We start from the raw sequence: 22,156 nt of genomic DNA on the forward strand, positions 1-22,156 counted from the left end.
CCCGAGCAGCTCGCCCAGGGAGGCGTTGTCCGCTTTCACATGCGCCGCGCTGGGCGGCGGCTCCGGAATCTGGCTACTCATCACAAACCACCCGTCTGGCCGCCCCGGGTGCGGTCCTGGGTAAGGGGATCATTGGCCATGGGATCGTCGGCAAGGGCGCGGTCGCGCAGCGGGTCGTCGGACAGCTGGTTGCCGGACCAGGGTTCTTCCACGAGCTGCGGGCTGTCCAGGCCGCTGGCCGGGCCCGCGGCCTCGGGGTAGCTGCTGCCAGGTGCGCCGCCGTCGTATCCGGCGGTGGTGGTGGCCGGCCCGGGAAGCTGGACGGGCGGTGGAGGAACAGTTCCACCGGCAACGGGGTAGGACTGGTTGTACTGGTCGCCGTACGGCGTGCCGGAGTACTGGCCGGACAGGCCGGCGGTGCCGGTGCCTGCGGAAGCGTTGGCTGAAGTCTCCGGGGCGCCTGCGGTGAGGCCGCGGGTGAGGCGGCCTGCCAGGACGCCGGCGCCGGCGGCGAGGAGCAGGAATGTTCCGGGGCGGTTGCGGGCGAAGCGCTGGACTTCATTGAGAAGGTCGCCGGGTTCGCGGTTTTCCAGCCAGGTGGCCATGGAAGAGGTACGTTCGGCTGCCTGGCGGACCAGGTCGCTGGCTACGCCCTGCTGGTCCGGGGCGGTGGCCATGCTGTGCAGCTGGCTGGAGATGTTGCGGATGCCTTCGGCGGCCTTCTGCTGCTGGGTGCTGGCCTGGGTGGTCAGTCCCGATTTGGCCTGGTGCAGCAGGTCCTGAGCGTTGGCCTTGGCTTCATAGGCGACGTTCGCGGCCTCACTCTTGGCCGTTTCGGCGACGCCCTGGGCTGCCGAGGCAGCGTGACCGGCCACGTTCGAAGCCTCATCCTTGGCTACGTCGGTGCGGGACTGGCTGGAGGTCCCGCCCGGCTGGGCGTAACCCGCCTGGCCGTAACCGGCCTGGCCGTCATCGGCAAGGGGAGTTGCGGTTGACGGGAAAGTGGCGGGCTCCCGCTCGCCAGGTATTCCTGTGTGGGCCGGAGGGGCGGTGTAGGCGGGGTCCTCGGGCCATTGGTTCTCTGTCATCTTCGCTCTCTTTCCAAGAAGGCCGGTTGTTGATTCAAGAACCAGCAATACTGGCCGTAAAATGATAAGCATGATTACTAATAAAAGGTAAGTACCCTTGCTAAGCGAGTTATAACCGTTCCAAAAAATGTCAGCCGGAATGGCGATGGGCCTGCCCGGTCACAACGAAGTGGAAAGTGGTGGGAAACGTGGATACAGCTCCATGGGTATGGGTGGTAGTTGCAGTTGTTGTCGTAGTGCTGATCGTGCTGTTGCTCTTGGTCGGCGGAAGGCGCCGTAAGGCAATGCAGGAAAAACGGGACCAGGAGCACCGGGAGAAGGCCGCCGAGATCCGGCGCGAAGCGCAAAATATGGAAATCGACGCCCGCGAACGGGAAGCAAAGGCCATCCGGGCCCGCGCTGACGCGGAACAGGCCCAAGTGGACGCGGCGCGACTGCGGCAGGAAGCCGAGCAGCGCAGCCAGGAGGCACAGTCGCTGCGCGGGGACGTGGCAAGCCATGCCCGCAAGGCGGATGAACTTGATCCCGATGTGGGAAGGGATGCCGGCCGCGACCGCCGGGAGGGTGATGGCCGCCTGGCCCATGACGGGCATGGCGTTGAAGACCGTCGCGGTCAGGGCCTCACTGGCCCCGCGCGCGAAGCCGGCGGTCCAGCAGACTCTGTGACGGGCGGGGACGCCGAATACGTGCAGGACGACCGTGCCGCCTCCGGGCAGGGTTATGGCAGCCACCGCGACGCGGCCGCCGCTACTCCCGCCGCGGACGCCAACACGGACTTGACGGAGGCTGAAGCAGTACGCAGGCGCGAATCCCGTGCCGCCGACGCTCCCGCGGAAAACGACGTGCCGGGTGGGGGGACCCCGCGCACCGGGATCTGAGCGGGATCTGAGAAAGACCGCCTGGCAGGCTCGGCCGCGGCCACCTTTCGGCCTGGCGCCTTAGGGCCGGCGGCGGGGCTTGAGGACGGGGGAGGGACTTACGCCTTCCCCCGTTCCAAGACCGGCGAGGAGTTCCTTGACGGCGTCGACCGATGACACTTTTGGCTCCCATCCCAGGATCAGCCGGGCGCGGGACGTATCCATGATGGGTGCGCCGGCCGCCATTTCAACCCATCCTGAATCAGTGGGCTGGATGCGGGCGCGCCATGTCAGGTCCACCACGGCGCGGAGCAGCCGCATGGGGATGGGCAGGATTCTCCTGGCGCCCAGGATGCGGGCCAGTTCGCGCGGGTCCAGGACGGGCTCCGCGGCAATGTTGAATGCCCCGCTGGCCCGCTGGTCCACCGCGCGCCAATAGGCCTCTGCCACATCGTCGGCGTGTACTGCCTGGAAGATCAGGCCATCCGGAACCGGCAGCAGGGGGACCAGGGGTTTCCGCGGCACGAACCGCGGCAACAGGCGGCCCAGGAAGTACCTGCCGATTTCACTTCCCGCCGTCGACTGGAATATCAGCCCCGGCCGGAGCCTGGCGACGGAAATGCTTGGCTCCGCGGCCGCGAATTGATCCAGCAGTTTCTCCTGCTCGGCCTTGTGCCGACTGTAGTGCGAACCCGCCATGCCTGTCGCCGGCCAGGACTCGTCCCTTCGCTGATCCTTGTCTGCCTTGCTGTAAGCGCCCACGGAAGATGCGCACACCACCTGCTTCACGCCCGCCGCAGCTGCGGCGTCCAGTACGTTCTTCGTGCCGGTGACGTTGGTCCGGTGCAGGAGGTCCAGATTGTGGTTCGGCTGGATCTGCCATGCCAGGTGGACCACCGCGTCAACCCCGGAGAGCGCCTTCTCCAGCAGCGGTTTGTCTTGTTCCAGGCCCACATCCAGGGTGTGCCATTCCACCCCGCCGTACGGTTCCAGGGACGTGTCGGGCAGCCTGCGGCTGATTCCCACCAGCTGCAGGGTGCCCGGTTTTCGGGCTTCATGGCGCTTAAGGTTCCGCAGCAGTGCAGTTCCGGTGTTTCCGCTGGCTCCGGTAATGGCGATGCGCATGGCAAGGACTCCTTGGCGGTTGGTCTGGTTGCCCCTTACATTCCGAGCCTATAGCGGAGGAGTGTTGTTTTATAAGCAACCTTATGATTTCCTACTTCTAAGTCTTGCCGCAGGCTTTCGGAACCAGACCGAGGGAAACCAAAATCCATGCCCGAATCCTTTGCCGCCCTTGCCGTCCAAGCTGCCCCTGCCCACCTTCAGCAGCCGGAAACGACGCAACAACAGAACCCGCCAGCCCCCTCGGGGCGGCTGCGGGAGACATTCGAAAACGACCTGGTCCTGAGATACCTTGACCTCGCCGAGGCCCTTGCTGCACGGTTCGAAGCCCGCGGCAGGGAGCGGGCGGACCTGAACCAGGTGGCCTACCTGGGCCTGGTAAAGGCGGCGCGGGGCTTCGACCAGGCAAAGGGTGAGAGTTTTCCCGCGTATGCGGCGCCGACCATCACCGGCGAACTCAAGAGGTACCTCCGCGACCGGACGTGGGTGGTCCGTCCACCGCGGCACGTCCAGGACCTGAGGACCCGGCTGTTCCGGGCGGAGCCGGAGCTGACCCAGTCACTGGGCCGGAACCCCAGTGTTGCCGAACTGGCCGGTGAACTCGGGACTGATCCCGCTGACGTGCAGGAGGCCATTTCGGCGTCCAGCAGCATGCACCCGGATTCCCTCGACGCCGTGAACCCGAACTCGGACGCACCCTCCATCGGCGAGGTGCTCGCCTGTCCGGAAACGCCCCTGGAGCGGCTCGAAGAGCTGTCCTGCCTGCGGGAGGCGATGCAGGACCTCAGCGAGTCGGACCGGGAGCTTTTGTACCGACGCTACTTCTGCGAGGAGACGCAGGTGCAGCTGGGGAAACGGCTGGGCATGTCCCAGATGCAGGTGTCCCGCCGCCTGGCCAAGGTGTTGGTGGAACTGCAGCGGCGCCTGGAGGCAAGTGCCCAGTTCTGCGGGCCTGCGGAAGCCGGCACCGGAACGTCGTCCCGTGTTGCGGCGGCTGACCGCATGGGCAACCACGTGCCGCCCTTCCGCCAGGCCAGGAGCGGCGGACACCAAAGCGCCCCCGGCACCGGCACCGGCGCGGTGCACCGCATCGGCGGCGCGCAGGGCAGGTAACCGCCGCGGGACGCAGCCGCCCTGGGTCGCTCTGCACGTTTGCCTCCGACGGCGGACGCCGGCCCGAGCGCCGGCAGCAGGCCTTCGACGGCGGCTGCAGGCAGAGGCCGCAGAAGGATCGCCTGTTCTCCGCGATGACCTATCTTGCCTGTTCAGCCGCCCGAACGAACCTGTTCCGACAGCCGAAAAGGCCTGGGGTCTTGTTTAGGAGCAGCAGCAGGAGGGAACTGGTTGGTTATGGGAAGCTCAGAAACCTCCAAGCTCCGGGCTGTCCTGTTCGACCGGGACGGGACCCTGGTGGTAGATGTGCCGTACAACGGGGACCCCGGCAAAGTGCGGCCGATGACCGGCGCCAAGGCAGTGCTTGACGGCCTTCGGGCGGATGGCATCGCCACCGGCGTGATCAGCAACCAGTCGGGCATCGCCCGGGGGCTGATCACCGCCGAAGATGTGGCAAGAGTCAATGCCCGGGTGGAAGAACTGCTGGGACCTTTTGATGTGTGGGAGGTCTGCCCGCACGCCGAGCACGACGGTTGCGACTGCCGCAAGCCCGCACCCGGAATGGTGCACAGCGCCTGCCGCAAGCTGGGAATCAACGCATCGGAAGCCGCCCTGATCGGAGACATCGGGGCGGATGTGGGGGCCGCCGAAGCAGCAGGTGCCACCGGTGTCCTGGTTCCCACACCCGTGACCCGTGCCGAGGAAGTGGCAGCCGCCCGGCTGGTGGCCCCCGACCTTGCATCCGCCGTCGGACTGCTGCAGGGAACGCCCTGATGGGGCGCGTCCTGGTGGCCCGGCTGGACAGCATGGGCGACGTCCTGCTGGCCGGTCCCGCCGTCCGGGCAGTGGCAAACGGCCGGAACCAACACGGCGGCAGCACCAACCATGTAGTGATGCTGTGCGGCCGGCAGGGTGAAGCCGCCGCAGCCATGCTCCCCGGTGCCGCGGAAGTCTACAGCTGGGACAGCCCATGGATCATGAACCCTGCGCCCAGGATGACCGGCCCGCACGCCGACCGGCTGATCGAGTATGTCCGCAATTCCCGGATCACAGAGGCCGTCATCCTCACGTCCTTCCACCAGTCACCGCTGCCGTTGGCGCTGCTGCTCCGGCTGGCCGGCGTGGAGCGCATCACGGGGGCGTCAACCGACTACGCCGGATCCCTTTTGGATGTGCGGCTCAAACCGGGGGAGGACTTCCCGGAGGACCAGCCCGAAGCGGAGCGGGCGCTGGGCATCGCCGAGGCCGCAGGTTTCCGCCTTCCGGCCGGCGACGACGGGAAGCTGCGCGTCAGTTCCGTCCCCGATGTCACTGACCTCGTGGGTGACGAGCCGTACGTTGTGGTCCACCCGGGAGCCGCTGTTCCCGCCAGGGCATGGCCCCCGCTGCACCACGCCGCCGCCGTCGAACTCCTCCAGGGTGCCGGGTACCGGGTAGTGGTGACGGGCGGCCCCGGCGAGAAGTCGCTCACGGCCACCGTCGCCGGCCCGTCCGCGCTGGACCTGGGCGGGCGCACGGATCTTTCCACCATGGCCGCCGTCATGGCTGGCGCCGATGCGGTGGTCAGCGGCAACACGGGCCCGGCCCACCTCGCTGCCGCGGTGGGAACACCTGTCGCGTGCCTGTTCTCGCCGGTGGTTCCGGCCATCCGCTGGGCACCCTATGGCGTGCCCCTGGAACTTTTGGGAGACCAGAACGCACCCTGCCGCATGTCCCGTGCCCGGGTGTGCCCGGTCCCCGGCCACCCCTGCCTCGACTCAGTCTCGCCGGAGGAAGTTGTGGCGGCGGTGGAACGACTGATCAGCGGAGTGAGCTCCTTCAGCACCCATGTCAGCACCCGTAGAAAGGCCCGCAACAGATGAGAATCCTGCTCTGGCATGTCCACGGTTCCTGGACGGACGCGTTTGTCCGCGGCCGCCACGAGTACCTGCTTCCCGTGCTGCCCGACGGCGGAGCCTGGGGGTTGGGCCGCGCCGGCAGGGACTGGCCGGGTTCTGTGCGGGAGGTTGACCTGGCGACTCTCGACGCCGACTCCATGGACGCCGTCGTCCTCCAACGGCCGGAAGAGATCGACGAAGTGGTCCGTACCCTGGGCCGGATGCCCGGCGTGGACCTGCCGGCGGTGTTCGTGGAGCACAACACGCCCAAAGGAAACTTCCCGTACATCAGCCACCCGCTTGCAGACCAGGACAGCATCCCGATCGTCCACGTCACCCACTTCAACCGGCTGGCCTGGGACAACGGCTCCGCTCCCACCACGGTGATCGAGCACGGGATTCCCGACCCCGGACAGCTCTATACCGGCGAACTTCCCGAGCTGGGGGTGGTGGTCAACGAGCCAGTCCGCCGGGGCCGGGTCACGGGTACCGACCTGTTGCCTGCGTTCGCCTCCGTGGCGCCCCTGCAGGTGTTCGGAATGAAGACCGAAGGGTTGGCGGAAGCCATTGGCATCGAGGCCTCGCGGCTGGCCTCCCGCGGTGACCTGAAAACGCGGGAACTCCACCGGGAGCTGGCCCGCTGCCGGGTCTACGTCCATCCGATGCGCTGGACCTCGCTGGGGCTCTCGCTCCTGGAGGCCATGCACCTGGGCATGCCGGTGGTGGTGCTCGCGGCCACCGAGGCCCCGCGGGCAGTGCCGCAGGAAGCCGGCATCGTCTCCGCAGACATCGACGAACTGCTCCGCTGTGCGGAACGGCTGCTTGCCAATCCCGATGAAGCCCGGCGCCGCGGGCTCGCCGGCCGCGAAGCGGCGCTGGAGCGTTACGGCCTGGGCAGGTTCCAGGACCGCTGGGATGAGCTCCTGGCGGACCTGCGGACCCGGCCCAGGCTTTCCGTCAACGAACGTCCGGACGAGCGGATCCTTGTTCCGGCGCGGGAGAGGAAGACCGCATGAAAATCGCAATGATTTCCGAACATGCCAGTCCGCTGGCGGCACTGGGCGGGGTGGATGCCGGCGGCCAAAACGTGCACGTCGCCGCACTGTCCGAAGCCCTGGCCAAGCGGGGCCACCAGGTCACCGTCTACACCCGCAGGGACGCAACGGAGCTTCCCGAACGGGTCAGGGTGGGGCGCCGCCTCGAAGTGGTCCATGTGGACGCAGGCCCTGCGCGGCACGTGCCCAAGGACGAGTTGCTGCCCTACATGGATGAACTCGCGGATGGAGTGGTCAAAGACTGGGGGCAGCGGCCACCGGACGTGGTGCACGGACATTTCTGGATGTCCGGTCTGGCTGCCCTGGACGCCGCCCGCCGGCCCGACACCGGCTACCGGGTGCCGATGCTGCAAACGTTCCACGCGCTGGGAACGGTCAAGCGGAGGCACCAGGGTGCGGAGGACACCAGCCCCGAGGCACGCCGCTGGCTGGAACCGGGAGTGGGACGCTCCGCGGACCGGATCATCGCTACGTGCTCGGATGAGGTCTTCGAGCTCAAGGCCATGGGCATCGCCACCGGCAAGATCTCCATTGCGCCGTGCGGCGTGGACCTCGGCTTCTTTTCGCCGGATGGACCCGCCGCCGCACGGAAGCGCCGCTACCGGATCCTCTCGGTGGGGCGTCTGGTGCCACGCAAGGGCGTGGACCTGGTGATCCGCTCGCTCCCGTATCTCAAGGCGGCAGGGCTGGAGGACGTTGAACTCCTGATCGTGGGCGGCGGGGGAGACTCCAACGCCATGCACGCCGACCCGGAAATCCGCCGCCTCCTGGACCTCGCGGCCGAACTCGGGGTCTCCGAGCAGGTTACGCTGCAGGGGCAGGTGTCCCGGACGGAAATGCCCGGCATCTTCCGCAGCGCCGACGCCGTGGTATGCGCACCGTGGTACGAGCCGTTCGGCATCGTGCCGCTTGAGGCGATGGCCTGCGGCGTTCCCGTGGTGGCCGCTGCGGTGGGCGGGCTCCGGGACACGGTGGTTGACCATGCCACCGGCCTTCACGTGCCGCCCCGGGACCCGGAAGCCATCGCTTCCGCCCTGTCGCTGCTGCTGGAGAACCCGGGCCTTCGGGCCAAGCTTGGCCAGGCCGGCGAGCGGCGCGCCCGCACCCGCTATTCCTGGGACAGGGTGGCTGCGGAAACGGAAAAGGCTTACCAGCTCGCCGTGGCGGGCCTCCACGCCAGCGCCCCGGCTGGCACCGTACCGATGGAAGGAGCCGCACTGTGACTGCCGAACCGTCCCTGCGTGACTCGAACCTGCGCGAAGCAGATCTGCGTACCCTGATCTCACCGCCGGCGCTCCCGGCAGTGCTGCCCGGTGCCACATTCGTCGATCCGGCCAGTGCCGACGCCGTCCGGACCCACCTGGACAACGTGGTCCCGGCGCTTGACTCCCTGCGCAGCCAGGCCGGCCGGCTCGCCGCATGGGGAGTGGAGCTGGCCCAGCGCCTGCTGCGCGGCCAGCGGCTCCTGGCTGCCGGCAACGGCGGTTCAGCTGCCGAGGCCCAGCACCTCACCGCCGAACTGGTCGGCCGGTTCGACACCGAGCGCGTCCCGTTCTCCGCCATCTCGCTGCACGCCGAGTCCTCCGCCGTCACCGCGATTGCCAATGATTACGGGTACGACGACGTCTTCGCCCGGCAGGTGCGCGCGCATGGCCGTTCCGGGGACGTGCTGATGCTGTTGTCCACCAGCGGCAAGAGCCCCAACCTGCTGCGTGCCGCGGAAGCAGCGTCCCGCCTCAACGTGACCACGTGGGCCCTCACCGGCTCCGGACCGAATCCGCTGGCGGAAGCGTGCGACGAGGCTGTGATGGTTGATGCCCTGAACGCCAACGCGCAGGAAGGGCACCTGATCGCACTGCACGCCGTCTGCCGCGCCTTCGACCTTGAGGTCTCCCGGCACACCCCGTCCCTCTTCCCGGGGCTGCCGGCAGGGGGCCGGCCATGAGGATCGTCGTCGTAGGCGACGTGATGCTCGACGTCGACCTCTCCGGTGAGGCCACACGGCTCAGCCCGGACGCACCTGTGCCCGTAGTGGACGTCTCCGGCGTCCGGCGCCGCGCAGGGGGAGCCGGCCTGGTGGCCCGCATGCTGGCGGAGGACGGCTGGCCCGTCACATTGGTGACGGTTCTGGGCGATGACGACGCCGGCAGCCAGTTGCGGAAGCACCTCGCCGGTGTGCGGCTCGTGGCGGGCACCAGTGAATATCCATCGCCCGTCAAGACCCGGGTCCGGGCGGGCTCCCACCCGGTAGTCCGCTTTGACCAGGGCTGCGAAAAGACGCCGGTTCCCGAGGTCAGCCCCGCCATGCTCCGTGCCGTGGAGAAGGCCGGCGTGGTCATCGTTGCCGACTACGGCAGGGGACTGGCGGCCAACCCGCAGCTCCGGGATCTGTTGGCCCGGCTCGCCAATGACGTGCCCATCATCTGGGACCCCCACCCCTCCGGCCCCGAACCAGTGCCCGGTGTAGCCGTGGTGACGCCGAACATCTCAGAGGCCACCAAGGCGGTACAGGCCGCAGGCGGTGACCTCCCCGCCGCGGAAGACCCCGCCACAGCCCTAGCCTCAGTCCTGCTCGAGCGCTGGCGCAGCAACGCCGTGCTGGTGACCAAGGGCGGAGAGGGGGCTGTCCTGCTGCGGAAAGGGGACGCCTCTTCCCGCGCCGTTCCCGCGCCACGGGTTGAAGCGGGCGATCCCTGCGGGGCCGGCGACCGGTTGGCGGCCAGCCTGGCGGTACACCTGCTGGCTGGCCGCGACCTGCCCGAAGCCGCAGCCCTGGCCGTGCACGATGCCGCCGACTTCCTGGCCTCCGGCGGAGTTTCCGCATTGCCCGACGCCGAGGTCGAAGATGCCGCGGAAGCCCACGGCTCTGCAAGGGTGCGCACCGCGCCGGGACCCGGCAGGCGGACCACCGAACCGCTGCTGCTGGCACGCTCAGTGCGTGAAAGCGGCGGAAAGGTGGTGGCCACCGGTGGCTGCTTCGACCTGATCCACGCAGGGCACATCCGGTCGCTCGCAGCCGCCAGGGAACTGGGGGACTGCCTTATCGTATGCCTCAACTCCGACGACTCCGTCCGGCGGCTCAAAGGCCCGGAACGTCCCATCATCGGCCAGCACGACAGGGCGGAACTGCTCCTGGCCATGGAATGCGTGGACGCGGTGATGGTCTTCGACGAGGACACCCCCGAAGCCGCGCTGGACCGGATCCGTCCCGATATCTGGGTCAAGGGCGGCGACTACAAGGGAGCCCGCCTCCCAGAGGCGGACCTGGTGGAAAGCTGGGGTGGCCGCTGCCTCACCGTTCCGTTCCACCCGGCCCGCTCAACCACCGGCCTGGCGGACGCACTCGCCAAGGTCAGCTGAACCACCAACTTTGTACCCCATTGAAAGGAACACCATGACTGCAGGAACAACTGCCTCCACCACGCCCGGACGCGTCCTGGTAACGGGAGGTGCCTCCGGACTGGGGGCCGCCGTCGTCGACGCCGTCCTCAAATCGGGGGGCACCCCGGTGGTCCTGGACCGCGACATCAGCAGCGTCTCCGGAGTGAAGGCGTTCGAAGTGGACGTGGCGGACCGCGCGGCCGTGGAGCATGCGGTCCGTGAAGCCGCAGAAACCCTGGGCGGCCTCGATGCCGTGGTCACCGCCGCTGGCATCGACCGCTGCGGGAAACTCGCCGACGTCGAAGCGACTGAGTGGGAAAAGGTCATCGGGGTCAACCTGATGGGCACGGTTTCCACCGTGCGCGCGGCCCTGCCCTACCTCAGGGAAACCCACGGCCGCGTGGTCACCGTGGCGTCCACCCTGGGCAAGCATGCCGTGGCCGATGCCACCGCCTACTGCGCCTCCAAGTTTGGCGTGGTGGGGTTCAGCCATGCGCTGGCCGCGGAAACCGGCGGCGAAATCGGCGTGACCACCATGATCCCGGGCGGGATGAAAACCCGGTTCTTCGACGACCGCACCGAGCAGTACAAGCCGCAGGACGACTCCCGGCTCAACGATCCTGCGAACACGGCCCAGGCGATCCTGTTCGCCCTGAACCAGCCCACCGGCTGCGAGGTCCGCGAAATGCTGATCTGCCACGAGGAAGAAGGCTCCTGGCCCTAATCCGGGACCGGCCACCACCTTTCGTGGCCGCAGCAGGACCACCAGCAGCGACATACCCAGCATCGAAAGGCGGGAGGAACACCATGCCCACCACAGCCACTGAAACAACCGCAGGCACCGAAACAATCGAGGGGCCCGGCATCACTATCCAGGACCCCCGGACCGGTGAAGTGCTTTGGACGGTGCCCGAGGCGGGACCGGATGCAGTGAACGACGCCGTGAGCGTGGCCCGACGGGCTGCGCCGGGCTGGGCAGCAACCGCGCCCGCCGAACGGGGCGCCGCGCTCCGCGCCGCCGCCAAGGCGCTTGATGCTGCCGCCCCGAAGCTCGCCGGCCTGAACGCCAGCGAAACGGGGCGGCCCGAAAACGAGGCGCTGGCCGGCATCACCGCCGCCGTTTCCACCCTGGAGCAATACGCCGAGCTGGGCCCCGTGCACCGCGGACACAGCCTCCGCGGAAACCGGCTCGCCGCTGACTACACGGTTGCCGAACCACGGGGGGTGGCCGTCCTGCTGACCCCATGGAACGATCCCGTGGCCGTGGCCTGTGGGCTGATCGGTGCCGCACTGGTCACCGGCAACACCGTCATCCACAAGCCCAGTGAACGCTGCCCCCGCTTGGGGGAGGCGCTGGGCGAGGTCCTGGCGCCGGCGTTCCCCGCGGGCGTCTTCCTGACCGTCTCCGGCGGCGCAGCGGTGGGTGCAGCCCTGTCCGAGGCCGAGGTGAACGTGATCGCCCACGTGGGATCCAGCGCCTCCGGTGCCCGGATTGCCCGCGCAGGCGCGCTCACCGGAGCCCACGTGCTCCGGGAAAACGGCGGCAATGATCCCCTGCTGGTGGACCGCGACGTCGACCCCGCATGGGCTGCCGAGCAGGCCGCCATCGGCGCCTTCAGCAACAGCGGCCAGATCTGCACCTCCGTGGAACGGATCTATGTCCACAAGGACATCGCTACAGAATTTTCCAAGGCGTTGGAAGCTGAGGCAGCGATCCGGAACACCAACGGCACGGTGGCCCCACTGGTTGATCTTCGGATGCGGGACGCAGTCCACACTCATGTCGCAGACGCCCTGGCGCAGGGCGCCCGCGCTGTTGAGGGTGGTGCCTTGCCGGACGGGCCGGGCTCGTTCTACCCCGCCACCGTCCTGCTCGATTGCACCGAAGGGATGCAGGTCATGACCGAGGAGACGTTCGGCCCGGTGGCCCCGGTGCAGGTGGTGGACACGTTCGACGACGGCCTGCGCCTGGCATGCAGCGGCAGGTACGGCCTGGCCGCCACAGTCCTGAGCAGCAACATTGCCCATATCCAGCAGGCGGTGGCCGCGCTGCCGGTGGGAACCGTCAAGGTCAACGCCGTCTTCGGCGGTGCCCCGGGCGGTGCGGCCCAGCCCCGCAGCGAGAGCGGTGCCGGGTTTGGTTACGGGCCGGAGCTGCTGGACGAGTTCACCCAGGTCAAGGTGGTGCACATCGAAGCGCCGCCCGCGCCGCGCGGGGCGGAAACGGGATCCATCGTTGAGGAACAGGACCTGCCATGAGCGGCTCCCCGGAACCTGTCGACCTCTCCACCCAGCGGGCGCTGACCGACTGGCTGCCGGGCCGCCTCGCCGCTGAGCAGCCCTCCATCCTGGTGATCGGCGACGTGATGCTTGACGGCTGGTGGAGCGGCAACATCGAACGGCTGTGCCGGGAAGCGCCGGCCCCGGTGGTGGACATCCAGTCCCGTGAATCGGTCCCCGGGGGTGCGGCCAACACGGCCATGAACCTGGCCGCCCTGGGGGCGAAGGTCTCCGTGGCCGGAATCATCGGCTCCGACGATGCCGGCGAAGACCTGCGGGCACAGCTCGCCGCCGCAGGCATCGACGTGCAGCACCTGCACGCGCACCCCGATATGGTCACCACCACCAAGATCCGGATCAGCAGCGGGGGCCAGGTGATGCTGCGCCTCGACGACTCGGCCCGGACTGTCCCGGCCGACGCCCTCGCAGCGCTCGCCGCCTCGGTGCGCGCCGCCGTCGAACGCCAGGATGCCGTCCTGGTGTGCGACTACGGAACCGGCGTGGTGGCGGAGCCCGTCCGCACGGCCCTCGCTAAAGTCCTTGCCGGCAGCACCGGCGGGGAGCGCCCGCTGGTGGTGGTTGACGCCCACGACCCCCGTCCGTGGGCCGCCTTGCAGCCGGACCTGGTGACCCCCAATGCGCAGGAAACCGCCCGGCTGCTGGACCGGAAGCTGCCGGAGGGCCAGCAGCGGGTCGATGCTGTGGGCGCGGAGTCGGCCGCCCTTCTTCATGGCACCGGCGCGCGGGCCGTGGTGGTCACCCTGGACCGCGACGGTACCGTGCTGTTGACGCCCGACGGCTTGCGGCACCGGACGTGGGCACGGCCGGCTGCGGAGAAACAGGCGTCCGGAGCGGGCGACACGTTCGTGGCGGCATTGACGCTGGCCCGCGCGGCCGGGCTGCCGCTGACCGCCAGCCTGGACCTGGCCCAGTCGGCAGCCGACGTGGTGGTCCACCAGCCGGGAACCTCCGTATGCAGCACTGCGCAGCTCAGCCGGTACCTGGAAGCCTTCGCCGATACTGCGCTGAGCGCGGACGAGCTGGAACGGCAGCTGGAGCTGCACCGGGCCCAGGGGCAGCGGATCGTGCTGACCAACGGCTGTTTCGACGTGCTGCACAGCGGCCACACCCGCTACCTCAACCAGGCCAAGCAGCTCGGCGACATCCTGGTGGTGGCGCTGAACAGCGACGACTCCGTGCGCCGGCTCAAAGGTGCGGGCCGCCCCATCAACAACGTGGTGGACCGGGCAGCGGTAGTGGCGGCGCTGAGCTGCGTGGACTACGTGACGGTTTTCGATACCCCCACGGCCGCGCCGCTGATCCGCCGGCTCCGGCCCGAGGTGTACGCCAAGGGCGGGGACTACACCCCCGAGATGCTGGCCGAGACGCCCGCTGTTCAGGAGTACGGCGGCCGCGTGGCCATCCTGGACTACGTGGCTGAACGGTCCACCACGGCAGTGGTGAAGCGAATCCGCGATGGCGAGGGGGCGGCCAGTCCGGTGAATTAGGCCGGTCAATTAGGGTTGAAGCATGACTGAAGCGGGGCACGGGTAATGGGCAAACGCGGAAGGTCAGCAAACCGGGCCGGCCGGATGGTGCCCGGCGTGGTGGAGATGCCCAAGGGCGCTGCCTTAAATGGTCCCGTCGAGGGCGTGTACTACGTCGATACCGGGGACTGCGAGCTGATCGCGGACCAGGACAATTCCACCGGCTGGCTCCTGAAAATCAACGGGGTCATGAGCTCGCACATCGACCTCGCCGATCCGCTGTTCCTGGACTTCGAGTACATGCGGTGGATGGCGGCGCTCATCGAGTCCCGCTGGCCGCCGTCGGACGCTTCTTCCGGGAAGCTGGGCGGCCACAAGCTCCGCGGGCTGCACCTGGGCGGCGGAGCCTGCTCCATGGCCCGGTACTTCGCCGCCGTCTACCCCGATGCCCGGCAGGTGGTGGTGGAACTGGATGGGAAACTCGCCGAATACGTCCGCGGCTGGTTCGATCTCCCCAAGGCGCCGCTGCTCCGCATCCGCGTGGGTGAGGCACGGGCCGTAACGGAAACGCTCACCGCCCAGACCAGGGACTTCATCATCCGCGACGTCTTCGCCGGGGCGCATACCCCGCGCCCGCTGACCACTGCCGAGTTCACGGCCCACGCCAAGCGCGTGCTCGCACCTGGCGGGCTGTATGTGGTGAACTCCGGGGACGCCCCGGACCTGAAAAACGCGCGGGAGGACGCCGCCACCATTGCGGCCGCCTTCAAGTACACCGTGATCATCGCCGACCCCGCCATGCTGAAGGGCCGGCGGTACGGGAACATGGTGATGGCGGGCAGCGACGTGCCCTTCGACGACGACCCGCAGCTGCGCCGCCGCCTGTTGGGCGGCGCGGTCCCCGCCCACCTTTGGGACGATGCGCAGGTGCGGGCCTTCGCGGCCGGAGCGCCCGTCCGCCATGACCCCGCGCCACCCCCATCCATTGCTGAGTAATTGCCGTTTTCAGCCTCCAGAAGGACAGTTACTCAGCAATCGATGAGTCTTACCCCTTGCCAAGGAGCGCTTCGCGGTGCTCCGCCATCCGTTCCCGGAGGGCCTGCACGACGGCGGCCACCGCGGGGCGCCGCAGCGAGTCCGGCCGCAGGACCATCCAGTAGGGAAGCAGTTCGCCGATCTGGCCGGGCAGCAGCCGCACCAGGTCGTCGTGGAGGTCGGCCATGAAGCACGGCAGGAATCCCACGCCCGCCCCGGCCCGGGTGGCTTCGACGTGGACGAACACGTTCGTGGAGGTCACGCCGTCACGCATGGCAGGGACCAGCCGGCGCGGCGCATCCAGATCGTCGACCTGCAGCATGGAATCCACGAAGTAGACCAGCGGGTGCTCATTGAGTTCGGCCACCGTGGCCGGGGTCCCATGCTCGGCAAGGTAGGCGCGGGAGGCGTACATTCCCAGGCGGTATTCGCCCAGCCGGATGGCCTCGGCGCGGTGCACCTGGGGCTCGCCCACCACCACCTCGATATCCAGCCCTGAGCGCTGCTGCAGGGCCCGGCGGGTCATGGTGACCACCTCCACGCTCAGGCCCGGGTGGTCCCGGCGCAGCCGCGCCACGGCAGGGGCGGCAATGTAGGCGCTGAAACCATCCGTCGCGGTCATGCGGACGACGCCGGCAATTGGATCGGGTGCGTGGCCTGCAGGTCCCAGCGTCCCCAGCACAGCTTCCACCTGCTCCGCCGCGCGCACCGCCCGTTCGCCCAGTTCCGTCAGCTCCCAGGCGCCCGCTGCACGCGACAGGACCCGGCCGCCCAGCGACTTCTCCAGGGCGGCGATCCTGCGCGAGACCGTGGTGTGGTTCAAGCCGAGGGCCTGGGCCGCCGTCGTGAACTTTGCCGAGCGGGACACTGCCAGGAGGACCAGGAGGTCGTCAGGGTTGGCATTCATATCTGCAATTGTGCACACGTTCGGTGCCGCTTTGGCCATTGAAGTGCATCCTTTGTGCAGCAATACTCATCTGAGTCACTTGTGCTGGAGATCACAGCGCGTGTCAATGTGGACACTAGGAGAAACAATGAGCGTAGAGCAGCGCCCGGCCAACGACGCCGGGCATGCACCCCAGGGATCAGGATTGAAGAGGATTGTTGCCGCCTCCATGGTGGGCACGGTGGTGGAATGGTATGAGTTCTTCCTCTACGCCACTGCTGCCACCCTGGTCTTCGGCAAGTACTTCTTTCCGGCCACGGGCAATGACCTGGACGGGATCATCCAGGCCTTCCTTACCTACGCCGTGGGCTTCATCGCCCGTCCCCTCGGCGGCATCGTGTTCGGCCAGATCGGTGACAAGCTGGGCCGCAAGCCCACCCTGCAGCTCACCATCGTCATCATCGGTGTTTCCACGTTCCTGATGGGCTGCCTGCCCGGCTTCGCCGACATCGGATACCTGGCTCCGGCGCTGCTGGTGGCCCTGCGCTTCATCCAGGGCTTCGCGCTGGGTGGCGAATGGGGCGGCGCTGTCCTCCTCGTGGCCGAACACAGCCCCAACAAGACCCGGGCTTTCTGGTCCAGCTGGCCCCAGGCGGCAGTCCCGGTGGGCAACCTCCTGGCCACCCTGGTGCTCTATGTCATGTCCACCACCCTCAGCAGCGAGGCGTTCCTGGGCTGGGGCTGGCGTGTGGCGTTCTGGCTCTCCGCGGTAATCGTCTTCGTGGGCTACTACATCCGCACCAACGTCAGCGAGTCACCCATCTTCCTCGAAGCCAAGGAACTGGTGGAGAAGGAGCAGGCCGTCAGCTACGGCGTCTTCGAGGTCCTGCGCAAGTACCCCAAGGGCATCTTCCAGGCGATGGGCCTGCGGTTCGCGGAAAACATCATGTATTACCTGGTCGTCAGCTTCGCGATTGTGTACCTCAAGAGCGTGCAAAAGTACGACACTTCCTCGCTGCTCCTGGCGCTGCTGATCGCGCACGTCGTGCACTTCGCCATCATTCCCCAGTACGGCCGCCTTGCGGACCGGATCGGCCGCAAGCCCGTCTACCTGGCCGGCGCCATCCTCGGTGCCACCTGGCCGTTCTTCGCCTTTCCCATGTTCGACACCCGGAACGCCGTGGTCATCGTCCTTGCCGTCACCATCGGCCTGTGCCTGCACGGCCTGATGTATGCCGGGCAGCCGGCCATCATGGCGGAGATGTTCCCCACCCGCATGCGGTACTCCGGCGCCTCCCTCGGATCCCAGGTGACGTCCATTTTCGCCGGTTCGCTGGCGCCGCTGCTGGCCACCCAGTGGCTGAAGGACACCGGTTCGTGGGTACCCACGGCAATCTACCTGCTGGTGGCCTGCGTCATCACTGCCGTAACCGTTCTCAGCCTGCGTGAGACCAAGGGCATTGCCTTGGAGGACGTGGACAAGGAAGATGCTGCCCGTGAGGGGCTGTTGACTGCGGCTCGCCGCTGACCTGGCTGCCACTGGACTGATGGAGCAGCTGGGCCGGTTGGCCGCACAAGACCGTTTGGCTGCACAAAGGAGAACTGCAATGGATAACACGTTGAATGGACGCAAGGCGCTGGTCACCGGCGGTGCCAGCGGAATCGGCGCCGCGAGCGTCCGGGCACTTGCCGCACGGGGAGCGAAAGTGGTGGTGGCCGACGTCGACTCCTCCGCCGCGGAGACCCTCGCCGCAGAGGTGGGCGGCACAGCCTGGGGCGTGGACCTGCTGGACGTCGACGCCCTGGCCACGCTGAGCCTGGACTGCGACATCCTGGTGAACAACGCGGGGATCCAGCGCATCAGCCCCATCGAGGAGTTCGACCCGGCCGACTTCCGCCGGATCCTCGCCCTGATGCTGGAGGCGCCGTTCCTGTTGATCCGGGCAGCCCTGCCGCACATGTACGCCAACAAGTTTGGCCGCATCATCAACCTGTCTTCGGTGCACGGGCTCAGGGCGTCACCGTTCAAGAGCGCGTATGTCTCGGCAAAGCACGGGCTGGAGGGGCTGAGCAAGGTGACTGCGCTGGAGGGCGGGCCGCACGGCGTCACCTCCAACTGCGTGAACCCGGGCTACGTCCGCACACCCCTGGTGGAAAAGCAGATCGCGGACCAGGCCCAGGTGCACGGCATCCCCGAGTCCGAGGTCCTGGCCAAGGTGATGCTCACCGAATCAGCCATCAAGCGCCTCGTGGAGCCGGACGAGGTGGCGTCCCTAGTAGCCTGGCTCGCCTCCCCGGACGCCGGCATGGTCACCGGCGCCAGCTACACGATGGACGGCGGCTGGTCCGCGCGCTAGGACCACTGCCTAGTCCAAGGGCTTGACCAGCCGGTGGTCGTAAAAGAAGATGCCGGGCGCGGTCTTTACCCCCACCGACCTGCGGTCCTGCCACACGACGACCCCTTCGCGCCTGCCGTTGAAGGGGTCGTCGCCTATCACCGTGTCTCCCAGCCGGTAGGGGCACCTGGGACTGAGGGCCTCGAGGGTCCTGCCCCAGGCTCCGGCGAGGGCAGTGCCGAGGCTGACAGGCCGGCCCATGCCGGCAAGATCCTGTGCGTAGTCCCTGGCCATCTGACCAACTCCTCCAAGCGGCAGGGCGCCGCCTGCTAACGGTGCTGGTTGGCGGAACGCTCCCAGCAGAGGATGGTCCTCCCATTCCGGCCGCCACCGTACGCCCACGCTAAGTGCTATTCCCAGCAGCCACACCAGTAACAGGTACTCAAGTATTGGGAGGGTGCTTACTTGCGGTTGATGATCTCGTCCGCATTCTCGAATGCCCAGGCCACCAACGGCACCAGCAGCGCGCTCAATTCATAGCCCCGTTCCGTGAGGCTGTAGTCAACCCGCGGCGGGATGACCGGCTGGGCGTTCCTGCTCACCAGGCCGTCGCGCTCCAGTGTCTTGAGTGTCTGTGCCAGCATCTTCTCGCTGATGCCCTCGGCCCGGCGTCGCAAATCACTCCACCGCTGCTCGCCCTCGGACAATGCAAGCAGGATCAGGACGCCCCATTTGCTCGTGATGTGGTCCAGCAGAATCCGGCTGGGGCACCCGGCGGGGAACACGCCGTCGGCAAATGCCAGGGGTTGCGGTGCAGCTTTCATGGATCCAGCTTACCGAAAGGTGAGTACCTTACTTTAAAGTGCGTACTCTCTTTGGGGAAGTTCTGGCGGTCCGGACATGTTGTGCCCATCGACAGACTGAAACTCCCGAAAGGAATCATTGTGAGCATCGTTGTTACAGGCGCCACCGGACAGTTGGGCCGCCACGTTCTTGAAGCCCTCCTTGAGCGGGGATTACCTGCCGGTGGGATTGTGGCGGCCGGCCGGTCCGTTGAAAAACTGGCAGGCTTTGCTGACCGCGGTGTGCAGGTGAAGCATGTGGATTACGCGGACGCCGCCTCAGTGGCGGCAGCGCTCAAGGGTGCGCGGCGGGTGCTGCTCATCTCCGGCAGTGAAGTGGGCCAGCGCGTCGAGCAGCATAGCAGCGTCATCGAAGCCGCCAAGGCCGAGGGCGTGGAGCTGCTGGCGTACACCAGCATCGCCAATGCGGACACCACCGGCATGCTGCTGGCCGACGAACACAAGGCCACCGAGGACATACTGCGCGAATCAGGCGTTCCCTTCGTACTGCTGCGCAATGGCTGGTACCTGGAGAACTACACGGAGCAGCTGCAGGGAACCCTCGCACAGGGCGCGCTCGCGGGCAGCGCCGGAGACGGCAAGGTCAGCGGGGCCGCCAGGGTGGACTACGCGCACGCGGCCGCCGCAGTCCTGCTGGCCGACGACCAGGCCGGCAAGGTCTACGAACTGGGTGGCGACGACGCCTTCAGCATGGCGGACCTGGCGGCGGAAATCAGCGCGGCAACCGGCAAGGACATCAGCTATAAGAACCTGCCCGCGGAGGTGTACGTCGGCGTGCTCAGGGGGGTGGGTGTGCCGGAGGCATTCGCGGAGATCCTCGCCGATTCCGACCTGGGCATTGCCCGCGGCGACCTCCTCGTCAGCACGGGCGACCTGCGCCGGCTGATCGGGCGGCCGACGACGTCCCTTGGCCAGGCGGTCCGGGCGGCCGCTGCTTCCGCGTAGGAGCGCCGAACGGCAAAAGGTGCCCGGCCCCCTTTTTTTGGGGGGCGGGCACCTTCGCTTTCCTGCTGTACGGCTTGACCCGACTTACTCGGTGCCGCTGCCGGCAGCCCCGACCACCGGCAGCGGTGACGTTTCGTCCTCAAGGTGGGCCCGGCGTCGACCGTCACCTTTGATCCACAGGTGGTAGGCCAGGACCAGCAGCCCCAGCCACACCGCGCCGACGTACAGGGCGATCCGGGTGTCCTCGAAGGCACCCAGGACGGCGATCACCAGCACCATGAAGGCGATGGTGAGCACGGAAGCTGCCGGCCACCACGGTGACGGGAATTCCGACGCCGGCAGGCCCTTCCGTGCGATTTCCCGCTTCATGGCCACATGGGACGCCAGGATCATCACCCATACCCAGACCGTGGCGAAGGTGGCGATCGAGGCGATCACCAGGAATACGTCCTCCGGGATGACAGCATTGAGGACCACGCCCACCAGCAGGATGCCTGCCATCATGACCACCGTCATCCAGGGGACGCCGTGCCGGGATACCTTGCCGAAAGCGGCGGGCGCGTGGCCCTGGTTGGAGAGTCCGAAGAGGATGCGTCCGGCGCCGAAGATGTCGCTGTTGATGGCCGAGAGGGCCGCCGTGATGACCACCGCGTTGAGGATGTGCGGTGCGGCCGGGATGCCCAGGCTGCTGAAGATCTGCACGAACGGGCTGCCGCTGGTGCCCACCTGGTCCCACGGGAAGAGGCTCATGAGTACGCCAAGGGTGAGGACGTAGAACAGCAGCACCCGGACGGGGACGGTGTTGACCGCCTTGGGGATGACCTTCTTGGGGTCTGCTGCCTCGCCGGCCGTGATGCCCAGGGTCTCCACGCCGCCGAAAGCGAACATCACCACGGAGAAGGAGGCCAGGAGGCCTTCGAAGCCGTTCGGGAACAGGCCGCCGTGTTCCACCAGGTTTCCCAGTCCGGGGGCGACGGTGGAATCGGCGGCCTGGAATCCGAAAACAATGATGGCCGCGCCACCTGCAATCATGGCGATGATCGCGGCGACCTTGATCAGCGAGAACCAGAATTCAAGCTCGCCGAAGACCTTGACGCTCAGCAGGTTCAGCGCCGCCAGGAAGCAGATGACGGCAAGGATCCAGATCCAGCGGTCCACCTGCGGGAACCAGAAGCCCATGTAGATACTGAAGGCGGTGACATCGGCGATGGCCACGATCGCCATCTCGAACACGTACGTCCAGCCGGTCACGAAACCGGCAAGCGGGCCGAGGTAGCGGCTTGCGTACTGGCTGAAGGACCCGGAGACCGGATGCCGCACTGCCATTTCCCCGAGGGCCCGCATCACCATGAACACGGCCGCGCCGCCGATGATGTAGGCAAGGAGGACGGCCGGCCCTGCTTTCTGGATAGCCGAGGCCGAGCCATAGAAGAGGCCGGTGCCGATGGCCGAGCCGAGGGCCATGAAACGGATGTGCCGGACGTTCAGGCCGCGGTTAAGGGCCTGTCCGACGACGGCTGCCGGCTTTGGCTTTTCCACCGGGCTTTCGGTCCGGGTTGGGGTGGGTTGCATAGAGTTACCTTCTCGTCTTTGGGAGGGGAGCCGGTAACCAGCAGACCATCTTCCCCGGCACCGTGATGAGGCTCACGGGGCCTTGGTGTCTTCGGTTACAGACTGTGGCCGCCAACTCGAGCTGCGACGGGGCGCAGCAGGGAGTCCTGTCCGTCCGATGTGATTGATGCTCCTATAGCTGTCAATTGGTGTTGAGCCAGTCTGAGTAGCGTTGGAAGAAGTGGTCGTCGCGGGTGAGTCCGCGCTCGAATCTGGACAG

At 67.6% G+C, this 22,156-nt stretch carries 21 protein-coding genes; 15 read left to right on the forward strand and 6 right to left on the reverse strand.

Going from position 1 to position 22,156, the window contains the following annotated elements:
* Nucleotides 1-80 precede the first annotated feature (80 nt).
* Nucleotides 81-1,088 carry a hypothetical protein gene (locus AB0313_RS20625; protein ID WP_366308057.1) on the reverse strand — a complete coding sequence of 336 codons (1,008 nt, stop codon included), beginning with the start codon at nucleotides 1,086-1,088 and terminating at the stop codon, nucleotides 81-83.
* A gap of 188 nt (nucleotides 1,089-1,276) precedes the next feature.
* On the opposite strand from AB0313_RS20625, the gene ccmD reads away from it, so the two are divergent.
* Entirely contained in the window at nucleotides 1,277-1,966 is a 690-nt protein-coding gene (gene ccmD / locus AB0313_RS20630) for a heme exporter protein CcmD (RefSeq protein WP_366308059.1), read from the forward strand.
* 60 nt (nucleotides 1,967-2,026) lie between these two features.
* Here ccmD and AB0313_RS20635 read toward each other — a convergent pair whose 3' ends face one another.
* Entirely contained in the window at nucleotides 2,027-3,070 is a 1,044-nt protein-coding gene (locus AB0313_RS20635) for an NAD-dependent epimerase/dehydratase family protein (protein ID WP_307307734.1), read from the reverse strand.
* Between the two features lie 147 nt (nucleotides 3,071-3,217).
* Between AB0313_RS20635 and AB0313_RS20640 the strand changes: the two genes are divergently transcribed.
* The 11 genes from AB0313_RS20640 to AB0313_RS20690 all read left to right on the forward strand — a co-directional run bounded on the left by AB0313_RS20640 (nucleotide 3,218) and on the right by AB0313_RS20690 (nucleotide 15,256).
* Nucleotides 3,218-4,180 (forward strand): sigma-70 family RNA polymerase sigma factor, encoded by a 963-nt coding sequence (locus AB0313_RS20640; protein ID WP_366308061.1) that lies wholly within the window; start codon nucleotides 3,218-3,220, stop codon nucleotides 4,178-4,180.
* Between the two features lie 237 nt (nucleotides 4,181-4,417).
* On the forward strand, nucleotides 4,418-4,954 hold the full coding sequence (locus AB0313_RS20645) for an HAD family hydrolase (protein ID WP_366308063.1): 537 nt from the start codon (nucleotides 4,418-4,420) through the stop codon (nucleotides 4,952-4,954).
* Nucleotides 4,954-6,042, forward strand: coding sequence for a glycosyltransferase family 9 protein (locus tag AB0313_RS20650; protein ID WP_141944121.1), 1,089 nt, complete (start codon nucleotides 4,954-4,956; stop codon nucleotides 6,040-6,042). Before AB0313_RS20645 ends, AB0313_RS20650 begins: the two co-directional genes overlap by 1 nt.
* Nucleotides 6,039-7,073 (forward strand): glycosyltransferase, encoded by a 1,035-nt coding sequence (locus AB0313_RS20655; RefSeq protein WP_366308065.1) that lies wholly within the window; start codon nucleotides 6,039-6,041, stop codon nucleotides 7,071-7,073. The genes AB0313_RS20650 and AB0313_RS20655 overlap by 4 nt, the downstream gene beginning before the upstream one ends.
* Complete coding sequence (locus AB0313_RS20660; protein ID WP_141944117.1) at nucleotides 7,070-8,335, forward strand: glycosyltransferase; 1,266 nt, start codon at nucleotides 7,070-7,072, stop codon at nucleotides 8,333-8,335. Before AB0313_RS20655 ends, AB0313_RS20660 begins: the two co-directional genes overlap by 4 nt.
* 80 nt (nucleotides 8,336-8,415) lie before the next feature.
* A complete protein-coding gene (locus AB0313_RS20665) occupies nucleotides 8,416-9,057 on the forward strand; it encodes an SIS domain-containing protein (RefSeq protein WP_366308084.1) in 642 nt (213 codons plus the stop codon).
* The gene (locus AB0313_RS20670) at nucleotides 9,054-10,472 is read left to right on the forward strand and encodes a PfkB family carbohydrate kinase (protein WP_366308067.1); all 1,419 of its coding nucleotides are present in this window, start codon (nucleotides 9,054-9,056) and stop codon (nucleotides 10,470-10,472) included. Before AB0313_RS20665 ends, AB0313_RS20670 begins: the two co-directional genes overlap by 4 nt.
* Nucleotides 10,473-10,506: 34 nt before the next feature.
* Nucleotides 10,507-11,217: an SDR family oxidoreductase gene (locus AB0313_RS20675; protein WP_366308069.1), complete on the forward strand. Its 711-nt coding sequence runs from the start codon at nucleotides 10,507-10,509 to the stop codon at nucleotides 11,215-11,217.
* 83 nt (nucleotides 11,218-11,300) lie between these two features.
* Entirely contained in the window at nucleotides 11,301-12,752 is a 1,452-nt protein-coding gene (locus AB0313_RS20680; protein ID WP_366308071.1) for an aldehyde dehydrogenase family protein, read from the forward strand.
* Nucleotides 12,749-14,281 carry a D-glycero-beta-D-manno-heptose 1-phosphate adenylyltransferase gene (gene rfaE2, locus AB0313_RS20685; protein ID WP_366308073.1) on the forward strand — a complete coding sequence of 511 codons (1,533 nt, stop codon included), beginning with the start codon at nucleotides 12,749-12,751 and terminating at the stop codon, nucleotides 14,279-14,281. The genes AB0313_RS20680 and rfaE2 overlap by 4 nt, the downstream gene beginning before the upstream one ends.
* 45 nt (nucleotides 14,282-14,326) lie before the next feature.
* Entirely contained in the window at nucleotides 14,327-15,256 is a 930-nt protein-coding gene (locus AB0313_RS20690) for a fused MFS/spermidine synthase (RefSeq protein ID WP_366308075.1), read from the forward strand.
* Between the two features lie 49 nt (nucleotides 15,257-15,305).
* On the opposite strand, the gene AB0313_RS20695 is transcribed toward AB0313_RS20690, so the two are convergent.
* A complete protein-coding gene (locus AB0313_RS20695) occupies nucleotides 15,306-16,202 on the reverse strand; it encodes a LysR family transcriptional regulator (protein ID WP_141944104.1) in 897 nt (298 codons plus the stop codon).
* A gap of 127 nt (nucleotides 16,203-16,329) precedes the next feature.
* Between AB0313_RS20695 and AB0313_RS20700 the strand changes: the two genes are divergently transcribed.
* Together AB0313_RS20700 and AB0313_RS20705 are read left to right on the forward strand one after the other, a co-directional pair.
* Nucleotides 16,330-17,709, forward strand: coding sequence for an MFS transporter (locus AB0313_RS20700; RefSeq protein ID WP_141944103.1), 1,380 nt, complete (start codon nucleotides 16,330-16,332; stop codon nucleotides 17,707-17,709).
* Nucleotides 17,710-17,788: 79 nt separating this feature from the next.
* Nucleotides 17,789-18,538 (forward strand): 3-hydroxybutyrate dehydrogenase, encoded by a 750-nt coding sequence (locus AB0313_RS20705; protein WP_307307704.1) that lies wholly within the window; start codon nucleotides 17,789-17,791, stop codon nucleotides 18,536-18,538.
* Between the two features lie 9 nt (nucleotides 18,539-18,547).
* Here AB0313_RS20705 and AB0313_RS20710 read toward each other — a convergent pair whose 3' ends face one another.
* Nucleotides 18,548-18,811, reverse strand: a complete 264-nt coding sequence (locus tag AB0313_RS20710; RefSeq protein ID WP_366308078.1) for a hypothetical protein — start codon at nucleotides 18,809-18,811, stop codon at nucleotides 18,548-18,550.
* A 167-nt stretch (nucleotides 18,812-18,978) separates the two neighbouring features.
* Nucleotides 18,979-19,341, reverse strand: a complete 363-nt coding sequence (locus AB0313_RS20715; protein ID WP_141944100.1) for a helix-turn-helix domain-containing protein — start codon at nucleotides 19,339-19,341, stop codon at nucleotides 18,979-18,981.
* Between the two features lie 120 nt (nucleotides 19,342-19,461).
* On the opposite strand from AB0313_RS20715, the gene AB0313_RS20720 reads away from it, so the two are divergent.
* On the forward strand, nucleotides 19,462-20,325 hold the full coding sequence (locus AB0313_RS20720; protein WP_366308080.1) for an SDR family oxidoreductase: 864 nt from the start codon (nucleotides 19,462-19,464) through the stop codon (nucleotides 20,323-20,325).
* Between the two features lie 84 nt (nucleotides 20,326-20,409).
* Here AB0313_RS20720 and AB0313_RS20725 read toward each other — a convergent pair whose 3' ends face one another.
* Nucleotides 20,410-21,897 carry an amino acid permease gene (locus tag AB0313_RS20725; protein ID WP_366308082.1) on the reverse strand — a complete coding sequence of 496 codons (1,488 nt, stop codon included), beginning with the start codon at nucleotides 21,895-21,897 and terminating at the stop codon, nucleotides 20,410-20,412.
* Nucleotides 21,898-22,156 lie beyond the last annotated feature (259 nt).

This window comes from Pseudarthrobacter sp. NPDC080039, from assembly GCF_040702335.1.
Classification (GTDB): Bacteria; Actinomycetota; Actinomycetes; order Actinomycetales; family Micrococcaceae; genus Arthrobacter; species Arthrobacter enclensis_A.

What these genes read in the sequence shown, in the direction of transcription:
- AB0313_RS20725 (WP_366308082.1), bottom strand. Translation starts at nt 21,897, where the DNA reads ATGCAACCCACCCCAACCCGGACCGAAAGCCCGGTGGAAAAGCCAAAG.
- AB0313_RS20625 (WP_366308057.1), bottom strand. Translation starts at nt 1,088, where the DNA reads ATGACAGAGAACCAATGGCCCGAGGACCCCGCCTACACCGCCCCTCCG.
- AB0313_RS20715 (WP_141944100.1), bottom strand. Translation starts at nt 19,341, where the DNA reads ATGAAAGCTGCACCGCAACCCCTGGCATTTGCCGACGGCGTGTTCCCC.
- AB0313_RS20695 (WP_141944104.1), bottom strand. Translation starts at nt 16,202, where the DNA reads ATGAATGCCAACCCTGACGACCTCCTGGTCCTCCTGGCAGTGTCCCGC.
- AB0313_RS20655 (WP_366308065.1), top strand. Translation starts at nt 6,039, where the DNA reads ATGAGAATCCTGCTCTGGCATGTCCACGGTTCCTGGACGGACGCGTTT.
- AB0313_RS20635 (WP_307307734.1), bottom strand. Translation starts at nt 3,070, where the DNA reads ATGCGCATCGCCATTACCGGAGCCAGCGGAAACACCGGAACTGCACTG.
- AB0313_RS20700 (WP_141944103.1), top strand. Translation starts at nt 16,330, where the DNA reads ATGAGCGTAGAGCAGCGCCCGGCCAACGACGCCGGGCATGCACCCCAG.
- AB0313_RS20660 (WP_141944117.1), top strand. Translation starts at nt 7,070, where the DNA reads ATGAAAATCGCAATGATTTCCGAACATGCCAGTCCGCTGGCGGCACTG.
- rfaE2 (WP_366308073.1), top strand. Translation starts at nt 12,749, where the DNA reads ATGAGCGGCTCCCCGGAACCTGTCGACCTCTCCACCCAGCGGGCGCTG.
- AB0313_RS20680 (WP_366308071.1), top strand. Translation starts at nt 11,301, where the DNA reads ATGCCCACCACAGCCACTGAAACAACCGCAGGCACCGAAACAATCGAG.
- AB0313_RS20670 (WP_366308067.1), top strand. Translation starts at nt 9,054, where the DNA reads ATGAGGATCGTCGTCGTAGGCGACGTGATGCTCGACGTCGACCTCTCC.
- AB0313_RS20705 (WP_307307704.1), top strand. Translation starts at nt 17,789, where the DNA reads ATGGATAACACGTTGAATGGACGCAAGGCGCTGGTCACCGGCGGTGCC.
- AB0313_RS20710 (WP_366308078.1), bottom strand. Translation starts at nt 18,811, where the DNA reads ATGGCCAGGGACTACGCACAGGATCTTGCCGGCATGGGCCGGCCTGTC.
- AB0313_RS20650 (WP_141944121.1), top strand. Translation starts at nt 4,954, where the DNA reads ATGGGGCGCGTCCTGGTGGCCCGGCTGGACAGCATGGGCGACGTCCTG.
- AB0313_RS20675 (WP_366308069.1), top strand. Translation starts at nt 10,507, where the DNA reads ATGACTGCAGGAACAACTGCCTCCACCACGCCCGGACGCGTCCTGGTA.
- AB0313_RS20645 (WP_366308063.1), top strand. Translation starts at nt 4,418, where the DNA reads ATGGGAAGCTCAGAAACCTCCAAGCTCCGGGCTGTCCTGTTCGACCGG.
- AB0313_RS20690 (WP_366308075.1), top strand. Translation starts at nt 14,327, where the DNA reads ATGGGCAAACGCGGAAGGTCAGCAAACCGGGCCGGCCGGATGGTGCCC.
- AB0313_RS20640 (WP_366308061.1), top strand. Translation starts at nt 3,218, where the DNA reads ATGCCCGAATCCTTTGCCGCCCTTGCCGTCCAAGCTGCCCCTGCCCAC.